Source organism: Rhizobium tumorigenes (assembly GCF_003240565.2).
Taxonomy (GTDB): domain Bacteria; phylum Pseudomonadota; class Alphaproteobacteria; order Rhizobiales; family Rhizobiaceae; genus Rhizobium; species Rhizobium tumorigenes.
On sequence record NZ_CP117255.1, the window covers coordinates 2,242,644 to 2,263,232 of the forward strand.

Annotated in this window: 20 protein-coding genes; 8 read left to right on the forward strand and 12 right to left on the reverse strand. The window is 59.9% G+C overall.

All coding sequences use genetic code 11. The annotated features are described in order from the left end of the window. Positions 1 to 61 precede the first annotated feature (61 nt). The 5 genes from PR017_RS11065 to PR017_RS11085 all read right to left on the reverse strand — a co-directional run bounded on the left by PR017_RS11065 (position 62) and on the right by PR017_RS11085 (position 7,782). The gene (locus tag PR017_RS11065) at positions 62 to 2,488 is read right to left on the reverse strand and encodes a GcvT family protein (protein ID WP_111222521.1); all 2,427 of its coding nucleotides are present in this window, start codon (positions 2,486 to 2,488) and stop codon (positions 62 to 64) included. A 233-nt stretch (positions 2,489 to 2,721) separates the two neighbouring features. After that, positions 2,722 to 3,276 carry a sarcosine oxidase subunit gamma gene (locus PR017_RS11070; protein ID WP_111222520.1) on the reverse strand — a complete coding sequence of 185 codons (555 nt, stop codon included), beginning with the start codon at positions 3,274 to 3,276 and terminating at the stop codon, positions 2,722 to 2,724. A 10-nt stretch (positions 3,277 to 3,286) separates the two neighbouring features. Continuing rightward, positions 3,287 to 6,244 carry a sarcosine oxidase subunit alpha family protein gene (locus PR017_RS11075; RefSeq protein ID WP_111222519.1) on the reverse strand — a complete coding sequence of 986 codons (2,958 nt, stop codon included), beginning with the start codon at positions 6,242 to 6,244 and terminating at the stop codon, positions 3,287 to 3,289. Further along, positions 6,241 to 6,519, reverse strand: a complete 279-nt coding sequence (locus PR017_RS11080; RefSeq protein WP_111222518.1) for a sarcosine oxidase subunit delta — start codon at positions 6,517 to 6,519, stop codon at positions 6,241 to 6,243. The genes PR017_RS11075 and PR017_RS11080 overlap by 4 nt, the downstream gene beginning before the upstream one ends. Before the next feature lie 12 nt (positions 6,520 to 6,531). Then, positions 6,532 to 7,782 (reverse strand): sarcosine oxidase subunit beta family protein, encoded by a 1,251-nt coding sequence (locus PR017_RS11085; RefSeq protein WP_111222517.1) that lies wholly within the window; start codon positions 7,780 to 7,782, stop codon positions 6,532 to 6,534. A gap of 323 nt (positions 7,783 to 8,105) precedes the next feature. Between PR017_RS11085 and PR017_RS11090 the strand changes: the two genes are divergently transcribed. Then, positions 8,106 to 8,837, forward strand: a complete 732-nt coding sequence (locus PR017_RS11090; protein WP_111222516.1) for a polysaccharide deacetylase family protein — start codon at positions 8,106 to 8,108, stop codon at positions 8,835 to 8,837. Here PR017_RS11090 and PR017_RS11095 read toward each other — a convergent pair. Then, on the reverse strand, positions 8,809 to 9,738 hold the full coding sequence (locus PR017_RS11095) for a hypothetical protein (protein ID WP_133255665.1): 930 nt from the start codon (positions 9,736 to 9,738) through the stop codon (positions 8,809 to 8,811). The two genes, PR017_RS11090 and PR017_RS11095, sit on opposite strands and share 29 nt — an antisense overlap. Before the next feature lie 278 nt (positions 9,739 to 10,016). On the opposite strand from PR017_RS11095, the gene cysQ reads away from it, so the two are divergent. The 3 genes from cysQ to sciP all read left to right on the forward strand — a co-directional run bounded on the left by cysQ (position 10,017) and on the right by sciP (position 12,686). Beyond that, entirely contained in the window at positions 10,017 to 10,811 is a 795-nt protein-coding gene (cysQ, locus tag PR017_RS11100) for a 3'(2'),5'-bisphosphate nucleotidase CysQ (protein ID WP_111222514.1), read from the forward strand. Between the two features lie 136 nt (positions 10,812 to 10,947). Then, entirely contained in the window at positions 10,948 to 11,988 is a 1,041-nt protein-coding gene (locus PR017_RS11105; protein WP_111222513.1) for a DUF2793 domain-containing protein, read from the forward strand. Positions 11,989 to 12,410: 422 nt separating this feature from the next. Further along, a complete protein-coding gene (gene sciP, locus PR017_RS11110; protein WP_111222512.1) occupies positions 12,411 to 12,686 on the forward strand; it encodes a CtrA inhibitor SciP in 276 nt (91 codons plus the stop codon). A gap of 25 nt (positions 12,687 to 12,711) precedes the next feature. Here the strand turns inward: sciP and PR017_RS11115 are convergent, their stop codons facing one another. Continuing rightward, entirely contained in the window at positions 12,712 to 13,182 is a 471-nt protein-coding gene (locus PR017_RS11115) for a paraquat-inducible protein A (RefSeq protein WP_111222511.1), read from the reverse strand. 179 nt (positions 13,183 to 13,361) lie between these two features. Further along, entirely contained in the window at positions 13,362 to 13,712 is a 351-nt protein-coding gene (locus PR017_RS11120; RefSeq protein ID WP_111222510.1) for a flagellar export protein FliJ, read from the reverse strand. 439 nt (positions 13,713 to 14,151) lie between these two features. Between PR017_RS11120 and ctrA the strand changes: the two genes are divergently transcribed. Continuing rightward, a complete protein-coding gene (gene ctrA / locus PR017_RS11125; protein ID WP_111222509.1) occupies positions 14,152 to 14,853 on the forward strand; it encodes a response regulator transcription factor CtrA in 702 nt (233 codons plus the stop codon). 117 nt (positions 14,854 to 14,970) lie between these two features. Here the strand turns inward: ctrA and PR017_RS11130 are convergent, their stop codons facing one another. Both PR017_RS11130 and chpT read right to left on the reverse strand, forming a co-directional pair. Then, positions 14,971 to 15,333, reverse strand: a complete 363-nt coding sequence (locus PR017_RS11130) for a response regulator (RefSeq protein WP_111222508.1) — start codon at positions 15,331 to 15,333, stop codon at positions 14,971 to 14,973. A gap of 110 nt (positions 15,334 to 15,443) precedes the next feature. Continuing rightward, complete coding sequence (gene chpT / locus PR017_RS11135) at positions 15,444 to 16,091, reverse strand: histidine phosphotransferase ChpT (protein ID WP_111222507.1); 648 nt, start codon at positions 16,089 to 16,091, stop codon at positions 15,444 to 15,446. A 278-nt stretch (positions 16,092 to 16,369) separates the two neighbouring features. On the opposite strand from chpT, the gene PR017_RS11140 reads away from it, so the two are divergent. Both PR017_RS11140 and PR017_RS11145 read left to right on the forward strand, forming a co-directional pair. Then, positions 16,370 to 16,882, forward strand: a complete 513-nt coding sequence (locus PR017_RS11140; protein WP_224127810.1) for a DUF1134 domain-containing protein — start codon at positions 16,370 to 16,372, stop codon at positions 16,880 to 16,882. Between the two features lie 116 nt (positions 16,883 to 16,998). Continuing rightward, positions 16,999 to 18,189, forward strand: coding sequence for a coiled-coil domain-containing protein (locus PR017_RS11145; protein ID WP_111222505.1), 1,191 nt, complete (start codon positions 16,999 to 17,001; stop codon positions 18,187 to 18,189). Here the strand turns inward: PR017_RS11145 and PR017_RS11150 are convergent. Together PR017_RS11150 and PR017_RS11155 are read right to left on the reverse strand one after the other, a co-directional pair. Continuing rightward, positions 18,186 to 19,016, reverse strand: a complete 831-nt coding sequence (locus PR017_RS11150; protein WP_111222504.1) for a TrmH family RNA methyltransferase — start codon at positions 19,014 to 19,016, stop codon at positions 18,186 to 18,188. The two genes, PR017_RS11145 and PR017_RS11150, sit on opposite strands and share 4 nt — an antisense overlap. A gap of 11 nt (positions 19,017 to 19,027) precedes the next feature. Then, a complete protein-coding gene (locus tag PR017_RS11155; RefSeq protein WP_111222503.1) occupies positions 19,028 to 19,402 on the reverse strand; it encodes a hypothetical protein in 375 nt (124 codons plus the stop codon). A gap of 38 nt (positions 19,403 to 19,440) precedes the next feature. Here PR017_RS11155 and PR017_RS11160 point away from each other — a divergent pair, with 38 nt between their 5' ends. Further along, entirely contained in the window at positions 19,441 to 20,466 is a 1,026-nt protein-coding gene (locus PR017_RS11160) for an RluA family pseudouridine synthase (protein WP_111222502.1), read from the forward strand. Positions 20,467 to 20,589: the final 123 nt, after the last annotated feature.

Here is a 20,589-nt window from a genome sequence, read left to right on the forward strand (position 1 = left end):
GAAAATATTCAAACAGAAACGGGCCCCGCGAGGCCCGTTCGATAACAAAGGTCATTGGGGATCAGGAGCGCATGCGGGAGCCGTCAACGTCGAACAGCGGCTCGGCCTGAAGGCTCGCCGGCAGCAGTTCGCCGAGCAATTCGATTGACCAGCCCACTGCCTCATCGGCGATTTCCTTGGGAACGTAGCCAAGTGCAACCGAGACACCGGAGCCATGGGCAAACCCGCCCGATGTCACCCAACCCTTCACCTCCCCCTGGTAATAGATCGGCTCGTCGCCGATGACGTCAGCGTCCTTGGCCGAAAGAATGAAGGTTTTCAGCCGCATAGAGCCGCCCTCCGCCTTTTCCCTGGCCGCCGCCTGCTTGCCGACGAAATCGGCGCCCTTCGACAGAGCCACGAAGCGACCGAGGCCTGCCTCGTAAGGTCCGTAGAGCGGCCGGTATTCTCGCGACCAGCTTCCATAGGATTTTTCGAGACGCAGCGCATTGAGGGCGCGAAGTCCGAACAGCCTGATGCCGTATTCTTCTCCGGCCTGCATGATGAGATCGAAAAGATAGCTCTGGTACTCCGGCTTCATCCAGAGCTCGAAGCCGAGATCGCCGGTATACGAGACGCGACCGACGATCGCCGGCGCCATTCCGATATCCATCCGTCGTGTTTGCATGAACGGGAACGCCGCATCGGAAAGATCCTGGTGGGTGAGCTTTTCCAGAAGCTTGCGAGCATTGGGACCGGCAATCGACAATCCGAGCAGGGAAAGGCCGAGCGCCTTCAGTTCGACGGAGCCATCCTTCGGCAGGTGATCCTCGAACCAGCGCATATGGTAGGATTCGGCAACGCCGGAGCCTATCAGCAGGAAATCCCCCTCCCCGAGCTTGGCAAGCGTGAAATCGCCGATCAGCTTGCCGTCGTCCTTCAGCATCGGCGCCAGCGTCATGCGGCCGATAGCGGGTATGCGGCAGGTGAGCAGCCCGTCTAGCCAGCCTTCGGCACCCGCTCCAGTGACCGTATACTTGGCAAATCCCGAGGTCTCCATCAGGCCGACGCTTTCGCGCACCGCCTTGGCCTCGGCGCCGACCACGTCGAAATCGTTGGAGCGGCGCCAGGAAAAAGCGTCCTCCTCGCCTGCAGGCGCAAACCACAGTGCCTGTTCAAGTCCATAGTAAGCACCGAACACGCCGCCGGCAGCTTTCAGCTTGTCGTAGATCGGCGTCGTCAGCAGCGGCCGGCCGGCGGGCAACTCTTCGTTCGGATAGCGGATCGAGAAGCGGCGTTGGTAGTTTTCGCGCACCTTGGCATTGGTATAGGCAAGCGTCGCGTAATCGCCGTAGCGAGAGACATCCATGGCAAAGACATCAAAACCCGGATCGCCGTAGATCATCCAGTTGGCAAGCGCCAGACCGACGCCGCCCCCTTGGCTGAAGCCGGCCATCACGGCGCAGGCCGACCAGTAGTTGGTCATGCCGCGCACCGGACCGACCAGCGGATTGCCATCCGGCGAGAAGGTGAAGGGACCGTTGATGATCTTCTTGATGCCGGCATTGTTGAAGGCCGGGAAATGCCGGAAGCCGACTTCAAGCTCGGGCGTGATCCGCTCGATGTCCTCGGCCAGCAGCTCATGGCCGAAATCCCAGGGCGTATTCAGCGGCGACCACGGCCGACAGGCTTTTTCATAAGTGCCCATCAGCATCCCCTGCCGCTCCTGGCGGAGATAGATCTCGCCATCGAAATCGACGCAGTGCATCAGCTCCTTGCCGGTCGCGGCATTGAAGTCGGTGACTTCCTTCATGTCCTCGGTAATGAGGTACATGTGCTCCATGGCGAGAACCGGCAGCTCGATGCCAACCATGCGCCCGACTTCACGAGCCCAGAGGCCACCGCAATTGACGACATGCTCGGCGATGATCTCGCCCTGGTTTGTAATCACTCGCCAGCAGCCGTCCTCGCGCTGAACGAGATCTTCCACCTTGGTGTGCAGGTAGATGTCAGCCCCATTTTTCTTGGCCGATTTGGCATAGGCATGCGTCGTGCCGTAGGGGTCCAGATGACCTTCGACCGGATCGTAGAGCGCACCGACGAACTGGTCGGGGTCGAGAAGCGGCATCATCTCGTGCGCCTCTTTCGGCGACAGCAATGTCGCCTCGAGCCCGTTGTAGCGACCCTTGGCAAGGATGGACTTCAGCCAGTCGAACCGCTGCGGCGTTGCCGCCAGCATCAGGCCGGAGGTCATATGCAGGCCGATGTCCTGGCCGGAATACTCCTGGATTTCCTTGTAGAGTTCGACCGTGTATTTCTGCAACTTGGCGACATTCGGATCACCGTTGATCGTGTGCATGCCGCCGGCCGCATGCCAGGTCGAGCCGGATGTCAGCTCCGAGCGCTCCAGCAGAACCACGTCGGTCCAGCCGAATTTCGTCAGATGGTAGAGGACCGAACATCCGACGACACCGCCGCCGATGACGACGACCTTCGTATGGCTTTTCATGGATAATCTCCGGTTGCATGCGCCTGCGGGTAGCGCAATCGAAACAGTCTGGAATGGGTTGGCGTTCGATGCCGGGGAAAGGGTGTTCGGCAAGGCAATCCCCGCCGAAAAACTCCCTTCGATCCGTCGAATTGACGATCAGCCTAGAGGCAAAATTTCAGGCCACATAGCCCGAACTGCGAAGCAGATACTTCCATTTGCGACATGCAGATTGTCCTCATCGCGCCATGATCCTAGTCTGCGAAACCAGCCGTCAGGTTGAATTCGCGACCCATCTCCAGCACCTCGTCGAAGACCGTTCCCGCGAAGGAGCGCATCACCGCAATCTCGAACGTATCGGCCCCGGTACGGGCCAAGTTGGCGCTGACATGGCAGCAGAGCATGGCGCCCGACTGGCCGTCGGCAAAGACGTCGCGATGCAGATCGACCGGCACGCATTTGGCGAGGATAGCGCGGACATTCGGCCCCGAGAGACGCAGCAGCGTCCGTCCGTCGCTCTGCTCGAAAAACGACAGCCGTGCCGCGTCGAGCATGGAGAGATCCCGCGCCAGGCTTTCGGCACCCAGTGCCTCGGAAATCACCAGCCATTCGCCCGGCCCGACGCTGCGCACCGACACATCCTGCATTGCGCGCAGCGCCGCCAGCGCCCAGGCCTCATGGCCTGTATGCGCGAGAACGGAAAAGATGGCTGCGTGGCGGATGATCGACAGGTGATCGGCGCTTGGCTGCGAATGGAAGCCGGCAATCCGATCTTCCAGGATATGGCGGTTGGTGAATGCGACGCTCATGGCCCGCTCCTCAAACATGCAGTTTCTGGGCGTCCGGATCGACGAATACCGGACTGCAGACCTCGGCCAGGAACTCCTCTCCGCGCAGCCGATCCCACACCAGCACCTTTTCCCCAATCCGCTCGCGCCCTGATTTGAGCATGGCAAGCGCGATGGAATGACCGAGCACCGGTGAGAAGCAGGCCGATGAGACATGCCCCTGGTCGTGGGCTGTCGACGGCGCAGCGCCTTCCTTGAGGATATGCGCGCCGGCCTTGATTTCCTTGTCATGGTCGATCGGCTTCAGGCCAACGAGCTGGCCACGGTCCGCTGCCGTCAGCCCGAAGCGGGTCGACAGTCGCTTGCCGATGAAGTCTGCCTTTTGCGTCGACAGCATCCGCCCGAGACCGACGTCGTCGGGCGTAGTACGGCCATCGAGTTCATTGTGGGTGACATGCCCCTTCTCTATGCGCAGCACATTCAGAGCCTCGACGCCGTAGGCGCAGATATCGTGTGCCTTGCCCGCTTCCATCACCGCATCCGCCACCGCCTCGCCGAAACCTGCCGGCACAGCCAGCTCGAAGGCGAGTTCGCCGGAAAACGAAATCCGGAACAGCCGCCCCTTCAGTCCGCCTTTGAGCGTCACGCTGGCTGCGGCCAGGAACGGAAATGCCTCGTTGGAAATATCGTCCTCGATCACTTGCTCCAGCACCATTCGGGCTTTCGGACCTGCAACCGACATCTGCGCCCACTGGTCCGACGAAGACACGAAGCGCACGTCGAGATCTGGCCAGAGAACCTGCGCACAGAATTCCATGTGGGTCATAACTTCGCCGGCATAGGCCGTCGTCGTGGTGACGAAGAAGTGGTTTTCGGCGAGCCGGCTGGTCGTGCCATCGTCGTAGACAAAACCGTCTTCGCGCAGCATCAGACCATAGCGCGCCTTGCCGACCGGAAGCTTGAGAAAGGCGTTGCTGTAGATCCGGTTCAGGAACTCTGCCGCATCCTTGCCGAACACCTCGATCTTGCCGAGCGTCGAGACATCGCAGATGCCGACATTGGCGCGAACGTTGAGCACTTCGCGATCGACGCTTTCACGCCAGGTCTTTTCGTCGCCCCTCGGAAACCAAGATGAGCGGTACCAGGCACCAGCCTCGACAAAGATTGCGCCGTTCTTCTTCGCCCAGCCGTGCAGCGGCGATTGCCGCACGGGCCGCGCATGTTTTGCACGCGCAGTCCCCGCCATGGCACCGAAGGAAACCGGTGTGTAGAACGGCCGGAAGGTCGTCGTTCCAACCGCTGCCGGGCTGACGCCGCGCATTCCGGCGATGATGCCGACCGCGTTGACGTTACCGAGCTTGCCCTGATCGGTCGCCATGCCGTTGGTGGTGTAGCGCTTTGCATGCTCGACATGGCCAAAACCTTCGCGGAGCGCGAGGCCCATATCCTTGGCATGCACATCGTTCTGGAAGTCGATGAATGCCTTGTCCCGGGCGCCGGGCACATGCCAGGCGGCGGCGAAAGACGGATCGTACTCGCCCTCAACCTCGGGCAAGTCATGGCCCTGAACGCTGAAGCCCAGACTTGCTATGACGGCGGCAGCCTTCGCCGCACCGTCGGAGAGGCAACCGGCGACGCTGTCGATACCGCCGGCAGATCCGGCCACCACTAGCCCACCTGTATCCTCCGGCGCCATGAATGCCTGTCGCTCGTCAGACCAGACGGGCTTGGCGCCGCGCTGGCAGGCGAGATGGATGATCGGCGACCAGCCGCCGGACATCGCCAGCGCATCGCAGCCGATGAACTCGTCCAGTCCACCACGATCGGCAAGCAGACCCTCGATCCGGTATTTGCCCTTGGTGGCAACGACCGTGCCACCATGGATAACGCGCACGCCGTTCGGCGCGACATCCGATGTCCCCGGGCGGGTGTCAATGATCGCGGCGATCTCGACTCCTGCGGCGATCAGGTCGTGCGCCGTGCGATAACCGGAGCCACCATTGGTGAACACGGCGACCTTCTGGCCGATGGCAACACCGTAGCGGTTGAGATAACTGCGCGCAGCCCCAGCCATCATCACCCCCGGCCGGTCGTTGCCGCCGAAAACCAGCGGCCGCTCCTCGGCGCCGGTGGCGACGATGGCGCGCTTGGCAATAATTCGCCACAGCCGCTCCACCGGCCGATCCGTCGATGGCATGGCGATGTGCTTCTGCACCTTCTCGACTGCGCCGAAAACATTGTCGTCGTACCAGCCGAAAACCGTCGTGCGCGGCATCAGCGTGACGTTGGGGAAGCCTGCTAGTTCGTCGAGCACGGTCTTGGCAAAAGCATCGGCGCTGATCCCGCCGATGGCGAGCTTTTCCGACAGCAGCGAGCCGCCGAGACGAAAGCCTTCGTCGGCAAGGATGACCCGCAGTCCGGCGCGGGCCGCAGTACGGGCCGCCATCAGGCCAGTCGGCCCGGCGCCGACCACCAGCAGGTCGCAATGGGCCCAGGATTTCTCGTATCGATCTGGATCGGCCTGCATTACGGCGCGGCCGAGGCCTGCGGCCTTGCGGATGATTGGCTCGTAGACCTTTTCCCAGAAGGCCGCCGGCCACATGAAGGTCTTGTAGTAGAAACCAGCCCCGAGGAAGGGCGACAGCAAGCTGTTGAGCGAGCCGATATCGTGCTTCAGCGACGGCCAGCGATTCTGGCTGACCGCATCGAGCCCCTGGTAGAGTTCGGCAACCGTAGCGCGCGTATTGGGCTCGGTGCGGCCACCCTTGCCAATGGTCACCAGCGCGTTCGGCTCGGCCGATCCCGCCGTGACGATGCCGCGAGGACGATGATATTTGAAACTGCGGCCGACCAGCATCTGGTCGTTGGCCAGCAGTGCGGAGGCGAGCGTATCGCCACCCAGCCCCTGCAGGCGCTTGCCGTCGAAGGTGAAACCGAGGGAGGTGCCGCGATCGACAAGACCGCCGGTGGAAACGCGATAGGCCGTCATTCCACGCCCTCCCGCACAGCATCGGCGACATCCGTCACGGAAAACACCTCGTGCGTGACGTTGCTGCGCTCGACCACCAGCCAGCGGCGGCAGCCGGAGGCGTGGTGCCAGTGTTCGCGGTAGCGACCGCGTGGATTGTCGCGAATATAGACGTAGCGGTGCCACGCGTCGTCGGATGCCGTGGGCGATGGGCGCGACACCGATGCGTCGCCGCGGATCGCAAATTCTTCCTTCGGGCGGATGCCGCAATGCGGGCAGTGTATCAAGCTTGCCATTATCTCATGCCCTCAATGCAGGTTCGGCTGCGGGCCCTTGCCGCCTTCGTCGATCTCGAAACCATGGGCGAAGCGGTCGAGCCGCAAAAACCGGCTGACGTCGTGGGTCTCGTTCCGGGCGATCAGATGCGCAAAGCAGAAGCCGGAAGCCGGCGTCGCCTTGAACCCACCGTAGCACCAGCCGCAGTTCAGATAGAGATTGTCGATCGGCGTCCGATCGATGATCGGCGAACCGTCCATGCTCATGTCCATGATCCCGCCCCAGGCGCGCAGCACCCGCACGCGCGACAGCCCGGGGATGAGAGAGACCCCCTCCTCCAGCGTGTGCTCGACCGTCGCCAGGTTGCCACGCTGGGCATAGGAACTGTAGCCGTCGATATCGGCGCCGAACACCAGCCCGCCCTTATCCGACTGCGAGATATAGAAGTGACCCGCACCATAGGTGATGACATTGTCGATCACCGGCTTCAGCCCCTCGGTCACGAAAGCCTGCAGCACATGGCTTTCGATCGGCAGGTCGAGATCGGCCATGCGACCGAGCGTCGAGGTATTGCCGGCAGCAGCCAGTGCCAGCTTGTTGCAGCCGATGAAGCCGCGCGTCGTTTCGACCCCGGTGACCTGACCGTTTTCCCGCCGGATGCCGGTCACTTCGCATTGCTGGATCAGATCGACCCCGCGCGTATCGGCGCCCCGCGCATAGCCCCAGGCAACCGCGTCATGGCGGGCCGTTCCGCCACGCTTCTGCAGCAGACCACCGAGGATGGGGAAGCGGGCATGATCGTAGTTCAGGTATGGCATCATCTTGCGGACCTGCTCGCGGTCGAGCAACTCTGCATCGACGCCGTGCATCCGCATCGCATTGCCGCGCCGCGCATAGGCGTCGCGCTGGCCGTCCGAATGGAACAGGTTGACGATGCCGCGTTGGGAGACCATGGCATTGTAGTTGAAGTCCTGCTCCAGACCTTCCCACAACTTCATGGAAAGCTCATAAAACGGCTCGTTGCCTGGCAGCAGGTAGTTCGAACGGATGATGGTCGTGTTGCGACCGACATTGCCGGAGCCGATATAGCTCTTCTCCAGCACGGCGACATTGGTGATGCCATGCTCCTTGGCGAGATAATAGGCCGTCGCCAGCCCATGCCCGCCACCGCCGACGATGATCACGTCGTAATGCGGCTTCGGCTCTGGCGTCCGCCAGACCGGCTTCCAGTCACGGTTGCCGGTAAATGCCTGCTTCAAGATGTTGAGTGCTGAATAACGCATGCGATGTCCCAAACTCGATCCCGTCAGACATTCGCACATGCAGCAAAAACAACAAGCCTCCGAAGGACCTAAAATTCGCTGATAAGGACCTCGCACCTTTTCCAGTGGCACATGCGAGAAGTGCGTTGGTCAGGTCGCTTTCGCGGAACACCTTAGACCTCACCCCGCCCGCCGGAATTCGAAGATTTCAACAGTAAGATATTGCGCAGGCAACCGCGCCGCACTTGTGGAAAATCAGCATTGTGACGCGAATTTCACATTACCGCTTACCAATCCCCAGCGCCTTGAAGTAAACGACAGATCACTGAAATTGGTATCGTGTCATGAATACTGTCGTAACCGGCGATAAGGCGAGCCATCGGAGCTTCCCGATACTCATGTATCATCATATCGCCGATGCTCCGCCGCGCGGGGTGGGGTCGCGATATATGTTCGTCAGCAAGCGGCGTTTTCGAAGCCAGATGCAGGCTCTGAAACTGCTTGGCTATACCGGCTGCTCGATGGCGGAACTGGGCCTCTACATGTCGGGCGAAAAGAAGGGCAAGGCGGTCGGCATCACCTTCGACGACGGTTACCGCAATGTTCATCACAATGCCCTGCCGGTTCTGGCCGAGTTCGGCTTTACCTCCACCACCTATTTCGTCAGCCGTCAGGTCGGCGGCTACAACAAGTGGGACGAAGGGCGGATGCCCGTCGACCCTTGCATGACGAAAGAGGAACTGCGGGAATGGATGGCTGGCGGCCAGGAGGTAGGTGCCCACACCCTCGATCACGCCCGTTTGGGTGTGCTCGGCGAGGCCGAGGCACGCGAGCAGATGGCAGGCAGCAAGGCCGAGCTCGAGGATATCAGCGGCAGCGCGGTGACGGCTTTCAGCTACCCGTTCGGAAGCCACAATGATCTTGTCGTGGCGATTGCACGAGACAGCGGCTTCCTGACGGCGACGACCACCATCAAAGGCAAGGCAAATGCCATATTGGACCAGATGCGTCTGCCACGCGTCACAGTGCGCCGGAAGGATATCGTTCCTAAATTTCTCTGGAGCCGGATTCTGTAACGAGCCGGATTTCAGGCGCGTCATTCGCCTCGGGCGCGGTGCCGGTCCAATAGGACTGGCCCGCAACCACTTGCTTCACGATATTGCGCTCTTTCCTCCAGCTCCGGCCGATATCTTCGATGTAATAAGCATCTATCTCGCCGACGATAAGGTTGCGATATTGCGCTGCATAGCGTTCCAGCGACCGGTTGACCCCCCGGCAAAATTGCTTTTCCGGATCGAGAGCGAAGTCCATCAGTTCGGCAGACCGGTGAGCGAAGGATCCCCTGAGAAAGGATGGCCCTGTCAGAAACGTCGGCTTCTTCTGGCCGATAGAGCATTTGATGCCAATCAGCCGGAAATGCTTGAGGGCGTAGCAGAACGACCCGTTTTTACGGACATCCCATCGCTTGTTGGCATGATTGAAGCTGATCTGCCCGATCCACGGGTAGTCTACGAAGGCATGCAGGTGATCCGGGCGGACCGGACGATTGAGAAGCCAGTCGTCCTCCAGATGGAGGATGACATCGGTTGAACTGGCCAGCCAATTGCTGGCGACAGCCTTCGCGAAATTCGGCCGCTCTGGAAGAGAGATCAAGGCATTCGGATCGTACTGGCGAATGATGGCAATGCACCTCTCCTGATCCGCCACGCTCCCGAACAGCGGATCGATATTTGCGATGATCCTGCGTATCCTGAAGGCACTGAACAGATTTGCGTGGAAAGACCGAAGTGTCCGCTCCAGCAATTCAGGGCGACGCGTTGCAACAATACAGACGTCGATCCACTTCAATTCTGCCGGCATAAAAGAAGTATTGTACTCTTCCTGCTGATACATTTTTGCATTTCTCGTAAATCGCAATAAAATTTTCTTATTCCATACATCGCAGAGTTGAAACGAGAATTCAGAATTGCGATACAAGACAGTTATATTCTAAAATTTAAAATTACAGAAATCAAATGATGATCTGAAGTTTACTCATATATTCTGTAATTTTTTTTGTCATATTCTTGTAGAAAATCTGAAATTAAGTTTCGCCTCATAAAGTAAAAACAATAAAGTATTACGGGATAGTGAAGTCAACCTGATTTTTACTCATGGTTTCGACGAAGGGATCTCACTCGCCCATAGCGGGTCGATGCTGCTGCCGCCCAAACACTCCCTTGGCACCGAGACGAAGGATGGCATAAAAGAAGATCATGCTTACTGTATTTGAAAAGGCCGCGTTGGAAGCGGGTGAGGCAATTCTGGCCGTCTACCGCTCCGCACATGCGGTGACACAGAAACTCGACCTGTCGCCCGTCACCGTTGCGGATGAGCGGGCGGAGGTCATCATCCTTGCCCATCTTGCAGCGGCTTTTCCGGACATCCCCGTCATCGCAGAGGAGGCAGTCGCTGCCGGCTACAGTCCGGCAACCGGCACGACGCCGTTCTTTTTAGTCGATCCGCTCGACGGCACGCGCGAATTCATCGAGCATCGCGACGAATTCACCGTCAACATCGCCTATATCGTCGATGGTCAACCTGTTGCAGGCATCGTCTATGCCCCTGCCCTCGGCGTCGCCTTTACGGGCGAAGACGGCGTGGCTGAAAAGCTGATGGTGGATGCCGATTTCACGATCGCCAGCCGGGCGCCGATCACCGCGCGCCAAGCTGGTGAAACGCTGACGGGGCTCGCCAGCCGCTGCAACGGCAACGACCGTACCGACGATTTTCTCTCCGACAATGCCGTCAGTGCCTGCACGATGATCGGCTCATCGCTGAAATTCTGCCTGCTCGCCGAAGGCAAGGCCGACGTTTATCCGCGTTTTGCAAGAACTATGGAATGGGACACGGCTGCCGGCGATGCCGTGCTTCGGGCTGCCGGAGGCACGACGGTGACCCTCGACGGCAAACCACTCAGCTATGGCAAGCGAAACCAGCCGACCGACAGCGACTTCGCCAACCCCGACTTCATCTCATGGGGTGCACGGAACACAGTTTCCGGGGGATAAACCGTCAGGAAAATCCAGCAGAAACAACGCCGACTACCGTTTTTCATCCCCGCACTCTCCATCGGCTTTAAACTCGACGGTGAATGACGCCGGCGAGCTGACCTGAAAGCTCCGGCCCACACCGCGGGAGATGCCAATGTCAGACCAGACCGCCAACCTGTCCCTGCCCTATATCCTACCATCCCAGGCTCAAAAGCACGTCACCCATAACGAAACGCTGCAGCGGCTGGATGCCATCGTCCAGCTCGCCATCACCGCAACCCGTTCATCGCCGCCGCCCGACCCCATCAGCGAGGGCGACTGCTATCTCGTCGCCTCGGAGGCGACAGGCATCTGGTCAGGCAAATCGGCACAGCTGGCTTTCAGGCAGGACGGAGCCTGGATTTTCCTGCAGCCGCGCACCGGCTGGCGCGCCTGGTTCAAGGTCGACAACCGACTTCGCGTCCTTGAAGACAGCATCTGGAGCGAGATGAGCCTTCCGTCCGAGGGCACGATGTCGGCGCTCGGCATCAATGCGTCTGCCGATGCCACCAACCGCCTCACCGTCAGCGCAGCTGCGACGCTGTTCAACAATGCCGGCAACGGCCACCAGATCAAGGTCAACAAGAACTCCTCTGGCGACACTGCCTCGCTGCTCTTCCAGACCGGCTGGTCTGGGCGCGCGGAAATGGGACTGGCGGGCAACGACAGTTTCTCCATCAAGGTCAGCCCGGACGGTGGGACATGGCAGACCGGGCTGTCGGTGTCGCCGCAGGGCATCGTCGACATGCCGCAACAACCGGCCGCGCGTGCATCGCTCGCCGTCGGCGCGCTGACACCGTCGAGCGGCAGCCAGACCGGCTTTACCCAGCTGAGCGCCGCACGTGGCGGCTTCGCACTCGGCGCCAGCCTCGGTGGCAGCCTCGGCAATCGCCTCGTGGTGCCGGCCGCAGGTCTCTATCTCCTATCATTGAGCGCAAGCATCCTCACTTCCGGTGAGCATTCCGTCAGCCTTGTCGCCAACGGCACCACCACCCTCGCCACCGCCAGTGCCGCGGCGAGCAGCAATCCCTTTCGCCACAGCGGCGTGGGACTGGCGGGCCTTAATGCCGGCGATCTGCTCACATTGCTTCATTCCGGCACGGCGCAATACGATTTCGGTGCCGGTAAAACGGAGATAGCCATAGTCCGGCTTTGAGAAATTAACGGAGAGGCCGGCAGATCCAAAAACTGCCGGCCGATGGCTCGGCTGGTACCGAACACATGCCTCGACCTCGCCTCCGCACCGGAAAGCAGGCTCAACGATCCACCGGTTTGCGCCAATCTCTGAGAGATCAGCCGGATGCCATTGAAAAAATACAAAATAATTTCGGCTGTTCGCTGCGGCCTAAAACCACAAAATACTGAATTAGCGACTTAAAAGAAATCCCGCGAATCAGCCAGTTTCCGCGCAAACGTAAGGACTTGGCTGCAGTCCGCGGCCATTGGAACGCCGCTGCAAATCACCTGCGAGCCACACTCCGTAAAATTGTTATCAAAGTGTTACTGAGGGCTTAGTCAATTTTTAAATGTGGCGAGATACAGTCCTGGAAGTGGTCTTGAGTGTGTGTAGAGAGTCCAATGACCGAAATGATACGTCCCCGGGTGAAATACGTCATCGGCCCCGATGGCAGCCCCCTTACGATTGCTGACCTGCCACCGCCCAATACGCGGCGCTGGGTCATCCGCCGTAAAGCAGAGGTTGTCGCGGCTGTGCGCGGTGGCCTGTTGAGCCTGGAAGAAGCCTGTGACCGTTATACGCTGACGGTCGAGGAGTTCCTGTCTTGGCAGTCCTCCATCAGCAGCCACGGTCTTGCCGGCCTGCGCACCACGCGCATCCAGCAATATCGCCACTGACGCGATAACCTGATCTTCGCAAAACCTATTTTTTCGGGCCCGATCCATTCCTCAGGAGGAAATGGAGGAGGCCCGAAATTATTGTCGAGCCCGCGTAAAACCAGAGACCGGGCTGCGTGAAAGCGCTCGCGAGACCACTGGTCTTGGCAGCCGCGATAACAACAGCCACCAGCATCACATCCATCATCGACCAGCGCGAAAGTTGCGGGACGACCCGCTCGAAAAATGCTGCGCCTCCGCCCCTGCCATCGCTCGGCAGGGCCTCCATCGCCAGGGCCACGAGCTTCACGATCGGCAACCCGATCGACACCACCGCCACGACCGCCGAAAGCACACCGTTGCCGCTCTGCCAGAGCGATGCGACGATGCCAAGCAACGACGGAGTGTCGCTGAAAAAGTAGAGCCGGTCGAAACGCACCAGCGGCAAGACCAGGCCCAAGGCCAGGAAAAACGGCGCCGCAATCAGGAGAACGGCCCTGACGCTCCTGATATCCATGACCCGATCCCTCCAAGACGATGCTGCGGGTGCAGCGATAGCCTGAAGCCGGCATGGGGCGCAACGGTACCCGAAATGGCGAACGGTCGGAAAACACCAAAAACCGTGCATGGCTGGCCAACAGGCCAGTCATGCACGGCTCTTCGCGGTAACTTTCGCAAACCCCAGCGAAGATGCGATCAGGCGCGGGCTCTCGCCCCACCGTCACGCTCTTCCAGCGCTGCCGCCTTGGCATACTCGGCCTGCATCTCTTCGAGAGTGCTTTCCAAGGCCTCCTCCTGCGTCCGCAGTTCCCGGATCGAGACCTGCAGGTTGTCCGCACGCTGCCGCGCGGCCTTGGCAAAAGTCGGATAGGCAAAGTGGTTCGGGTCCGTAATTCCGGACTTTTTCTCTTCCAAGACGATCTGGCTTTCCAGATCCTTGGTCATCCTGTCGAATTCCGCTGTCATCATTTGCAACTGCTGCAACTGGCGACGTTTTTCGTTTACCTGGAACTCTTTCAGACGGACTAGGCTCTCACGTGACTTCATACGCATTACTCCCGTGATGAGAGACCCCGGATCTCTACACATTACCCGCCCACCTCGATTTGAATCGCAATGGGACAAAAAAATTCCGGCGGCGTTAACAAAAAGCTACCTCTGGTAACCTTTCGTTTACGGGCATCGTTAATGATAGGCCCTATCATTTAAGGGTCGGTAAATACCTCGGACGAAATCGAAACAAAGGCATTATCGATTCAAAAGAATCAGTTGGCTTATTTTCTTAATGTAGAAGTTAAGAAAATCGGAATGCTGATTTACGTGGAAAATCAGGGAAGTGAGAAAAATATTTAATAAAGTCGATACAGCTTGCCAGATGGAATCAGAATTTGTTAACCATTCCGTGGCAGCTTTCAAATCAGGCAGTGGTTGAATCGGTATCGCGTAGGAGGCTTTCGACCTTTCGGCGGCGGTAAAGGGGAATATTATGCGGGTTCTACTCATTGAAGACGACAGCGCGACAGCGCAGAGCATCGAATTGATGCTTAAATCGGAGAGCTTCAACGTCTACACGACCGACCTCGGTGAAGAGGGCGTGGATCTTGGCAAGCTGTATGACTATGATATCATTCTACTCGATTTGAACCTTCCAGACATGTCTGGCTACGAAGTTCTTCGTACGCTGCGTCTGTCGAAGGTCAAGACACCGATCCTCATCCTTTCCGGCATGGCCGGCATCGAGGACAAGGTTCGCGGTCTCGGCTTCGGTGCCGACGATTACATGACAAAGCCTTTTCACAAGGACGAACTGGTTGCTCGCATTCATGCGATCGTCCGTCGCTCCAAGGGTCACGCCCAGTCGGTCATCTCGACGGGCGAACTGATCGTCAACCTCGACGCCAAGACCGTCGAAGTCGGCGGCCAGCGCGTCCACCTGACCGGCAAGGAATACCAGATGCTGGAGCTTCTTTCGCTCCGCAAGGGTACGACGCTTACCAAGGAAATGTTCCTGAACCACCTTTATGGCGGCATGGACGAACCGGAACTGAAGATCATCGACGTTTTCATCTGCAAGCTTCGCAAGAAGCTCGCCAATGCGGCCGGCGGTGCGAACTACATCGAAACAGTCTGGGGCCGCGGCTATGTGCTGCGCGAACCGGAAAGCAGCAGCTACGCCGAAAGCGCCTGAGCTACCCGACGGAACCCGACCACTGCCACCTATCAAAAATCCCGCCTCGGCAACGAAGCGGGATTTTTAGTGGCAATCGTTCGGGCGAAGCAGATCGGAAACTTGCGTGCCTGATCGTCAGGCGGCGATGGCGCGGTTGCCGAACACGGCAGTCAGGATCTTGCGGTCGAATGGCTTCAGCAGGAAATCGGTCGCCCCTGCCCGCTTGCCGGCCATCAGCTTCTTGAGATCGGCTTCGACGACGCAGTAGTAGATCTTGACGTCCTTGCCCTCCGGCATGGCGCGGATCGCGGCGATAAGCTCGAGCGCGCCGTCCATGCCAGCATCGACGATCATATAGTGCGGAATACCGGATTCGAAGCGGCTTAGCGCTTCGTGCGCGTTCGATGCCTCGCTAACGAGGAAATCGAGTTCGGACAGGATGCGCATGCCGACCTTGCGCACGACGTCGGATGTGTCGGCTATCATGAACCGCTGCATGGGCAACTCCTTTGCATCGAACCACTGTCCAAGGAACGCGTCTTCGGGAAAGACGATAGTGGCTCGACGCTAAAGAAATCGTTACTTTCCCCCGTTAGCGCAACGCAGGGTTAAGCGGCCCGCATTTCTACGACGTAGGTTATCTCTTCGGCGGTTGCCGTATAGGTGATGTCCATGCCGCTCTCGTCGGCCAGCAGCACGGTGTAATAGGGCTGCACGGAGTGGGCATCGATCGCTTCCTCGATGACACCATTGCAGATCTCGGCAAATTTTGCCGGAACGCGCATCAGCTTGCCCTTGACGACAAGTGTGAACTTCGCGTCGAATTCGGGATTTTCGAGCGTCACTTCGATCGTACCACCGCGCGGGATGGACGCATAGGCGACCAGGAACAGGTTGAGAAGCAGCTTGACCCGGTTCTTGGCGACAATCGCCCGCGGTCCGTTCCAGACGACAGTTGCCTTCTTCTCGGCCTCGGCAAAGTCCTTGGCGGCGCGCTCGGCTTCGCCCGTATCGATGGAAGCACCGACAGACCCGGATGCACCGAAAGCGATGCGCGCGAACTTCAGCCGTACGGAGGCATTCAGCGCGCTCGTGCGGATGAGATCCATGGCATCCGCATCAGCGCCACCCTCGTCCAGCAGTTCCAGTCCGTTGTTGATGGCGCCGACGGGCGAAATGACATCGTGGCAAACGCGGCTGCACAGGAGCGCGGCCAGATCCGTCCCATTCAAAGTCAGATTCGGATTTCTTGACATTCATTGTCTCCTGTATGCCGGGCGAGGTTTCATGACCTGAGATTGCCACGGCAAGTTTGCACGGGGATTACCAGTTTCGGCATCTGTTGCGCCATAAAGACACCATATTTGGTAAACCGATTGTTAAGAGGATCAACGCAAAATGCGGCCATCGTCGGGCGCATGCTTTGCGCCCACTGAGATGAACGGATGAGCCTATGCGCAATCAAATCCTACGCAGACTATTCGGCCTCGGAATGGTGGCTGCGTTCGCCGCCCTCGTCAGTGTTTCCTTGCCCATGCGCGCGGCGGAAGCAGCGCCCAATAGCGGCCAGTACACCGTTCAGGAGATCATCGACGCCGGCCATTCTTTCTTCGGCTCCACCAGCGGCGGCCTTGCCAAGGTTGTCGAGACCGCCTTTGAGCGCTACGGCCTGCCGAACGGCTATATCCTCGGACAGGAGGGCTCCGGCGCCTTCATCGCCGGCCTGACCTATGGCGAGGGCCAGCTCAACACCAAGAACGCAGGCGAGCACCCGCTGTACTGGCAGGGTCCTTCGCTCGGCTTCGACTATGGCGGCCAGGGCACCCGCGTCATGATGCTGGTCTATAACCTTGCCAATACCGAAGCCATCTACACCCGCTTCGGAGGCATCAGCGGACAGGCATTCGTTATCGCCGGCGTCGGCATGACCGCGCTGAAAAACAACAACATCGTCGTCGTGCCGATCCGCACCGGTATCGGCGCCCGTCTCGGCCTCAACCTCGGCTATCTCAAGGTCACGCCGCAACCGACCTGGAACCCGTTCTGACCGGGCGACCCCTACCGCGATATTGACTGCGCACAGACATGAAGCTTGCCCGATGGCAGGCTTCCTGCTTAATTTCCACCTCCGCTCTATGCCCAAGTACAGGTGATTGCCGCGCCGTGATACAATTTGCGCTACTGTTCGGTTTAGGCTTTCTGACGGCGGTGATCCTCGTATGCATGGTGGCGCCCGCCATCCATCGCCGCATCGTCCACTTCACGGAAAAGCGCCTGCGCGCCACGATGCCCCTGAGCGCCCAGGAAGTACGTGCCCAAAAAGACATGGCACGGGCACTCTATGCCGCAGAAAATGCCAAGACCGAGCAGGCCCTCTCCCGGCAGCGGGAAAAGAGCATCGCTCTTCAAATCGCGCAGGAAGTTGTAAAAAAGGAAGCCGGGCGGCTGGCGACGGAAAACGAACAGCTACACGCCCAGATCAACGATATGAGCGTGGAGGCGAGCGACTTGCGGGCACGCCTGCGCCGCGAGGAGAGCAGCATCAGCCAGTTGCGGTCGTCCTTGCGCATTTCCGAGCTGGCCCATGCAGAGAAGGAAGCGGATCTCGACAGCCTGCGTAAACGCATCGACAGGATGGCGGTCGACGCGGACAACACGAAGATCGACCTTGCCGCGCGCGAAGCAGAGATCGAGAACCTGCGTGTCCGCTTCAATGGTCTTCGCACCGAAAGGGATGCGGCGCGCAGTGAGCTCGAGACCTTTACGAGGCGCGCAACCGAAGCCGAGATGCGTCTCGGCGAGGAGCAGAACAAGGTGACCCGGCTCGAGGAAAAACTAAGCCGCGAAGTCGCATCCAACGCCGACCAGCAAAACCTTATCGCGCGCCGGGTCGAAGAAGTGACGCGCCTCAAACAGAAACTGAAGATGGCAACGATCGACGCCAGGGAAGCCGCGAAGTCGTCGAGAGGTGCTGCAGGACCGGCGAAAGTGACCGCAGCCGATGGGACGAAAACCGTGAAATCCACCAGTAGCGCAACCGCTGACACTGACACCGTTGCTGATGACGCAGAACCCGCTTTGGGAACCGACATCGCGGTGCTCGCCGACGACGCCCGCAATCGCAGCACGGCCCTCTCGGACAGGCTGCTCAAATCCCGCTCGACCGCCCAGGATGGGGCTCTGCGCGAAGAGATCGCCACCATTGCCGCCAGCATGGTAGCGCTTACGGCGCTTACCGAGGGCAAGCAGTCGCCCATCCATGCCTTGCTCGAGAAAAATGGAGAGAGCGACAGCGGCGACCGCAGGAGCCTTGCCGATCGCGCCTCCGAACTGCTCGAGAAACCGTCGCTCTAGATCCGCCCGGCCGACGATGCCATTGCATACAGCGCAATGCCGGTGGCCGTCGCCACATTGAGGCTGTCCAGCCCCGGCGCCTGCGGAATGCGCGCGGTCCGGAAGCGCGACAGGATGGACCGAGGCAATCCCTGCCCTTCCGTACCCACCACCAAGGCCAGCCGCTCCGATGGCGGCACAACGGCAATCGACGTTTCGCCGCGTGGCGAAAGCCCCCAGATGGCAAAGCCACGGGCATCGAGCGCGTCGAGAATGGCAAGATTGGAGCCGGCCCGACAATAGGGCAAGGTCAGCACCGAGCCAACCGAGACCCGCACTGCCTTGCGATAGAGCGGGTCGCAACTCGTCTCGTCCAGAAGAATACCGTCGGCACCGAAGGCCGCAGCATTGCGAAACATCGAACCGACATTGTCATGATTGGAAATGCCGCACCCGACCAGCAGCAGGGTCGATTTCGGCAGACTGTCGATGAAGGCAACCGTATCGTCCGTGAGCACACGGCGCCCGAGCGCCAGGACACCACGATGCAGATGGAAGCCGACGATGGCATCGAGCACCGGCGCCTCCGCCACGTAGACCGGCACATCACGCGGCAGCGCCGCGATCATGTCGGCAAGTCCCGCCGCTCGGTTGCGCAGCAACAGCACCTTTTCAGCGACGAAGCCGCGCTCGGCCCGGTGCGCCTCGGCCAGAAGCCGCAGCACCACGGTTCCCTCGGCAATGAAGCGGCTTTCACGGCCGGTCAGGTCGCGCTCGCGGATATCGCGGAATTCGGCGATGCGCGGATCGTCGGCATCCGCGATGATGGTCAGCCGGTCCTCGCTCATCGGGCTATCCGTCAGGGCGTCGGCAGCGAGACGGTCGAGACGATGCGGCCAACGCCGTAGTCGAACACGATCGCCTGTCGCTGGCCGGCCATGGTCACGCCGTAAAACAGCATCTGGTTGCCGGAGAGACTGACCGACTGCACAGAAAAGCCCGCCGGCAGCGCCACCGAGGACGAAACCGGAGCATCCGAAGGCACGCCGCTCGTCGCAACAGCCTTGGCCGCCGGCCGCATCGCCTTGTAGACAATGGCACCGAACACCGCCATAAGGCTCACCACCATGACGGCACCCGAGACGATCATCAGCCGTACCATCTTGCGCCGCACATTTTCCATTGCCGGATCGAGAGGCTTTTCGTCCTGGTCGTCTGGCTTGAGACTTGTCATGAATACGTCCTGTTCTTGATCTCGCCGGAGAGAAGCGTTTGAACGACCCCTTTAAAGAAGCCGATGCCATTAGCAAAGTGCTGATCGCCGACGAAGCCGCAGAAGGCCGCCTCGATGCCTGGTTGACCGCGCAACTCGGCGACGACATTTCGCGCAGTCGCGTCAAGGTGCTGATCAAGGAAGGGGCTGTGCTGCGCAACGGCGAACCGATGACCGATCCGCAGCGCAAGGTCCGACCGGGCGAGCGTTTCGAGATCACCATGCCGGAACCGGAAGATCCGACACCCCAGGGCGAGGACATTCCGCTCGACGTGCTCTACGAAGACAGCGACCTCATCGTCATCTCCAAGCCCGCTGGCCTCGTCGTTCATCCCGGCGCCGGCAACTGGACCGGGACGCTGGTCAACGCCCTCATCCATCACTGCGGCGACACCCTGTCTGGCATCGGCGGCGTCCGCCGTCCCGGCATCGTCCACCGCCTCGACAAGGACACCACCGGTGTCATGGTCGTCGCCAAGAACGACATCGCGCACCGCCACCTGTCGGCGCAGTTTGCCGATCACGGTCGGACGATGCCGCTTGAACGCGCCTACCGCGCCATCGTTTGGGGCCGGCCGCGCCAGCTCAACGGAACGATCGATGCGCCGCTCGGCCGTTCGACGGGCGACCGCACGAAACGCGCCGTTCAAAAGCCTGACCGCGAGGATTCCGACGAGGCGATCACCCATTACACCGTGCTCGAACGCTTCCACGAGCAGCCGGATGCGACGGCGCTAGCCGCGTTTGTGGATTGCCGCCTCGAAACCGGCCGCACCCACCAGATCCGCGTTCACATGGCCCATATCGGTCATCCGCTGCTCGGCGACACAGTGTATGGCGCCGGTTTCCGCACCAAGGCGAACCTTTTGGCGGATGAACGCAAGGACATCGTCACCCGCTTCCCGCGCCAGGCGCTGCATGCGTACCTGCTCCAGTTCGAACATCCACGCACCGGCGAAATCCTGCATTTCGAAGCCGCTCTGCCCGACGATATGCTGGAGCTGGCCGAGGCTCTCCGCAAATAGTGCATGGATCTGGACATCCGACCGCGCAGAGCTTATAAACGCGTTGATTGTTCAAGATCTTCGCCAGCATGCCGGTTATGCGCTGGATAATTTCGAAATCGCCAATAATAATTGGCCTTTGGT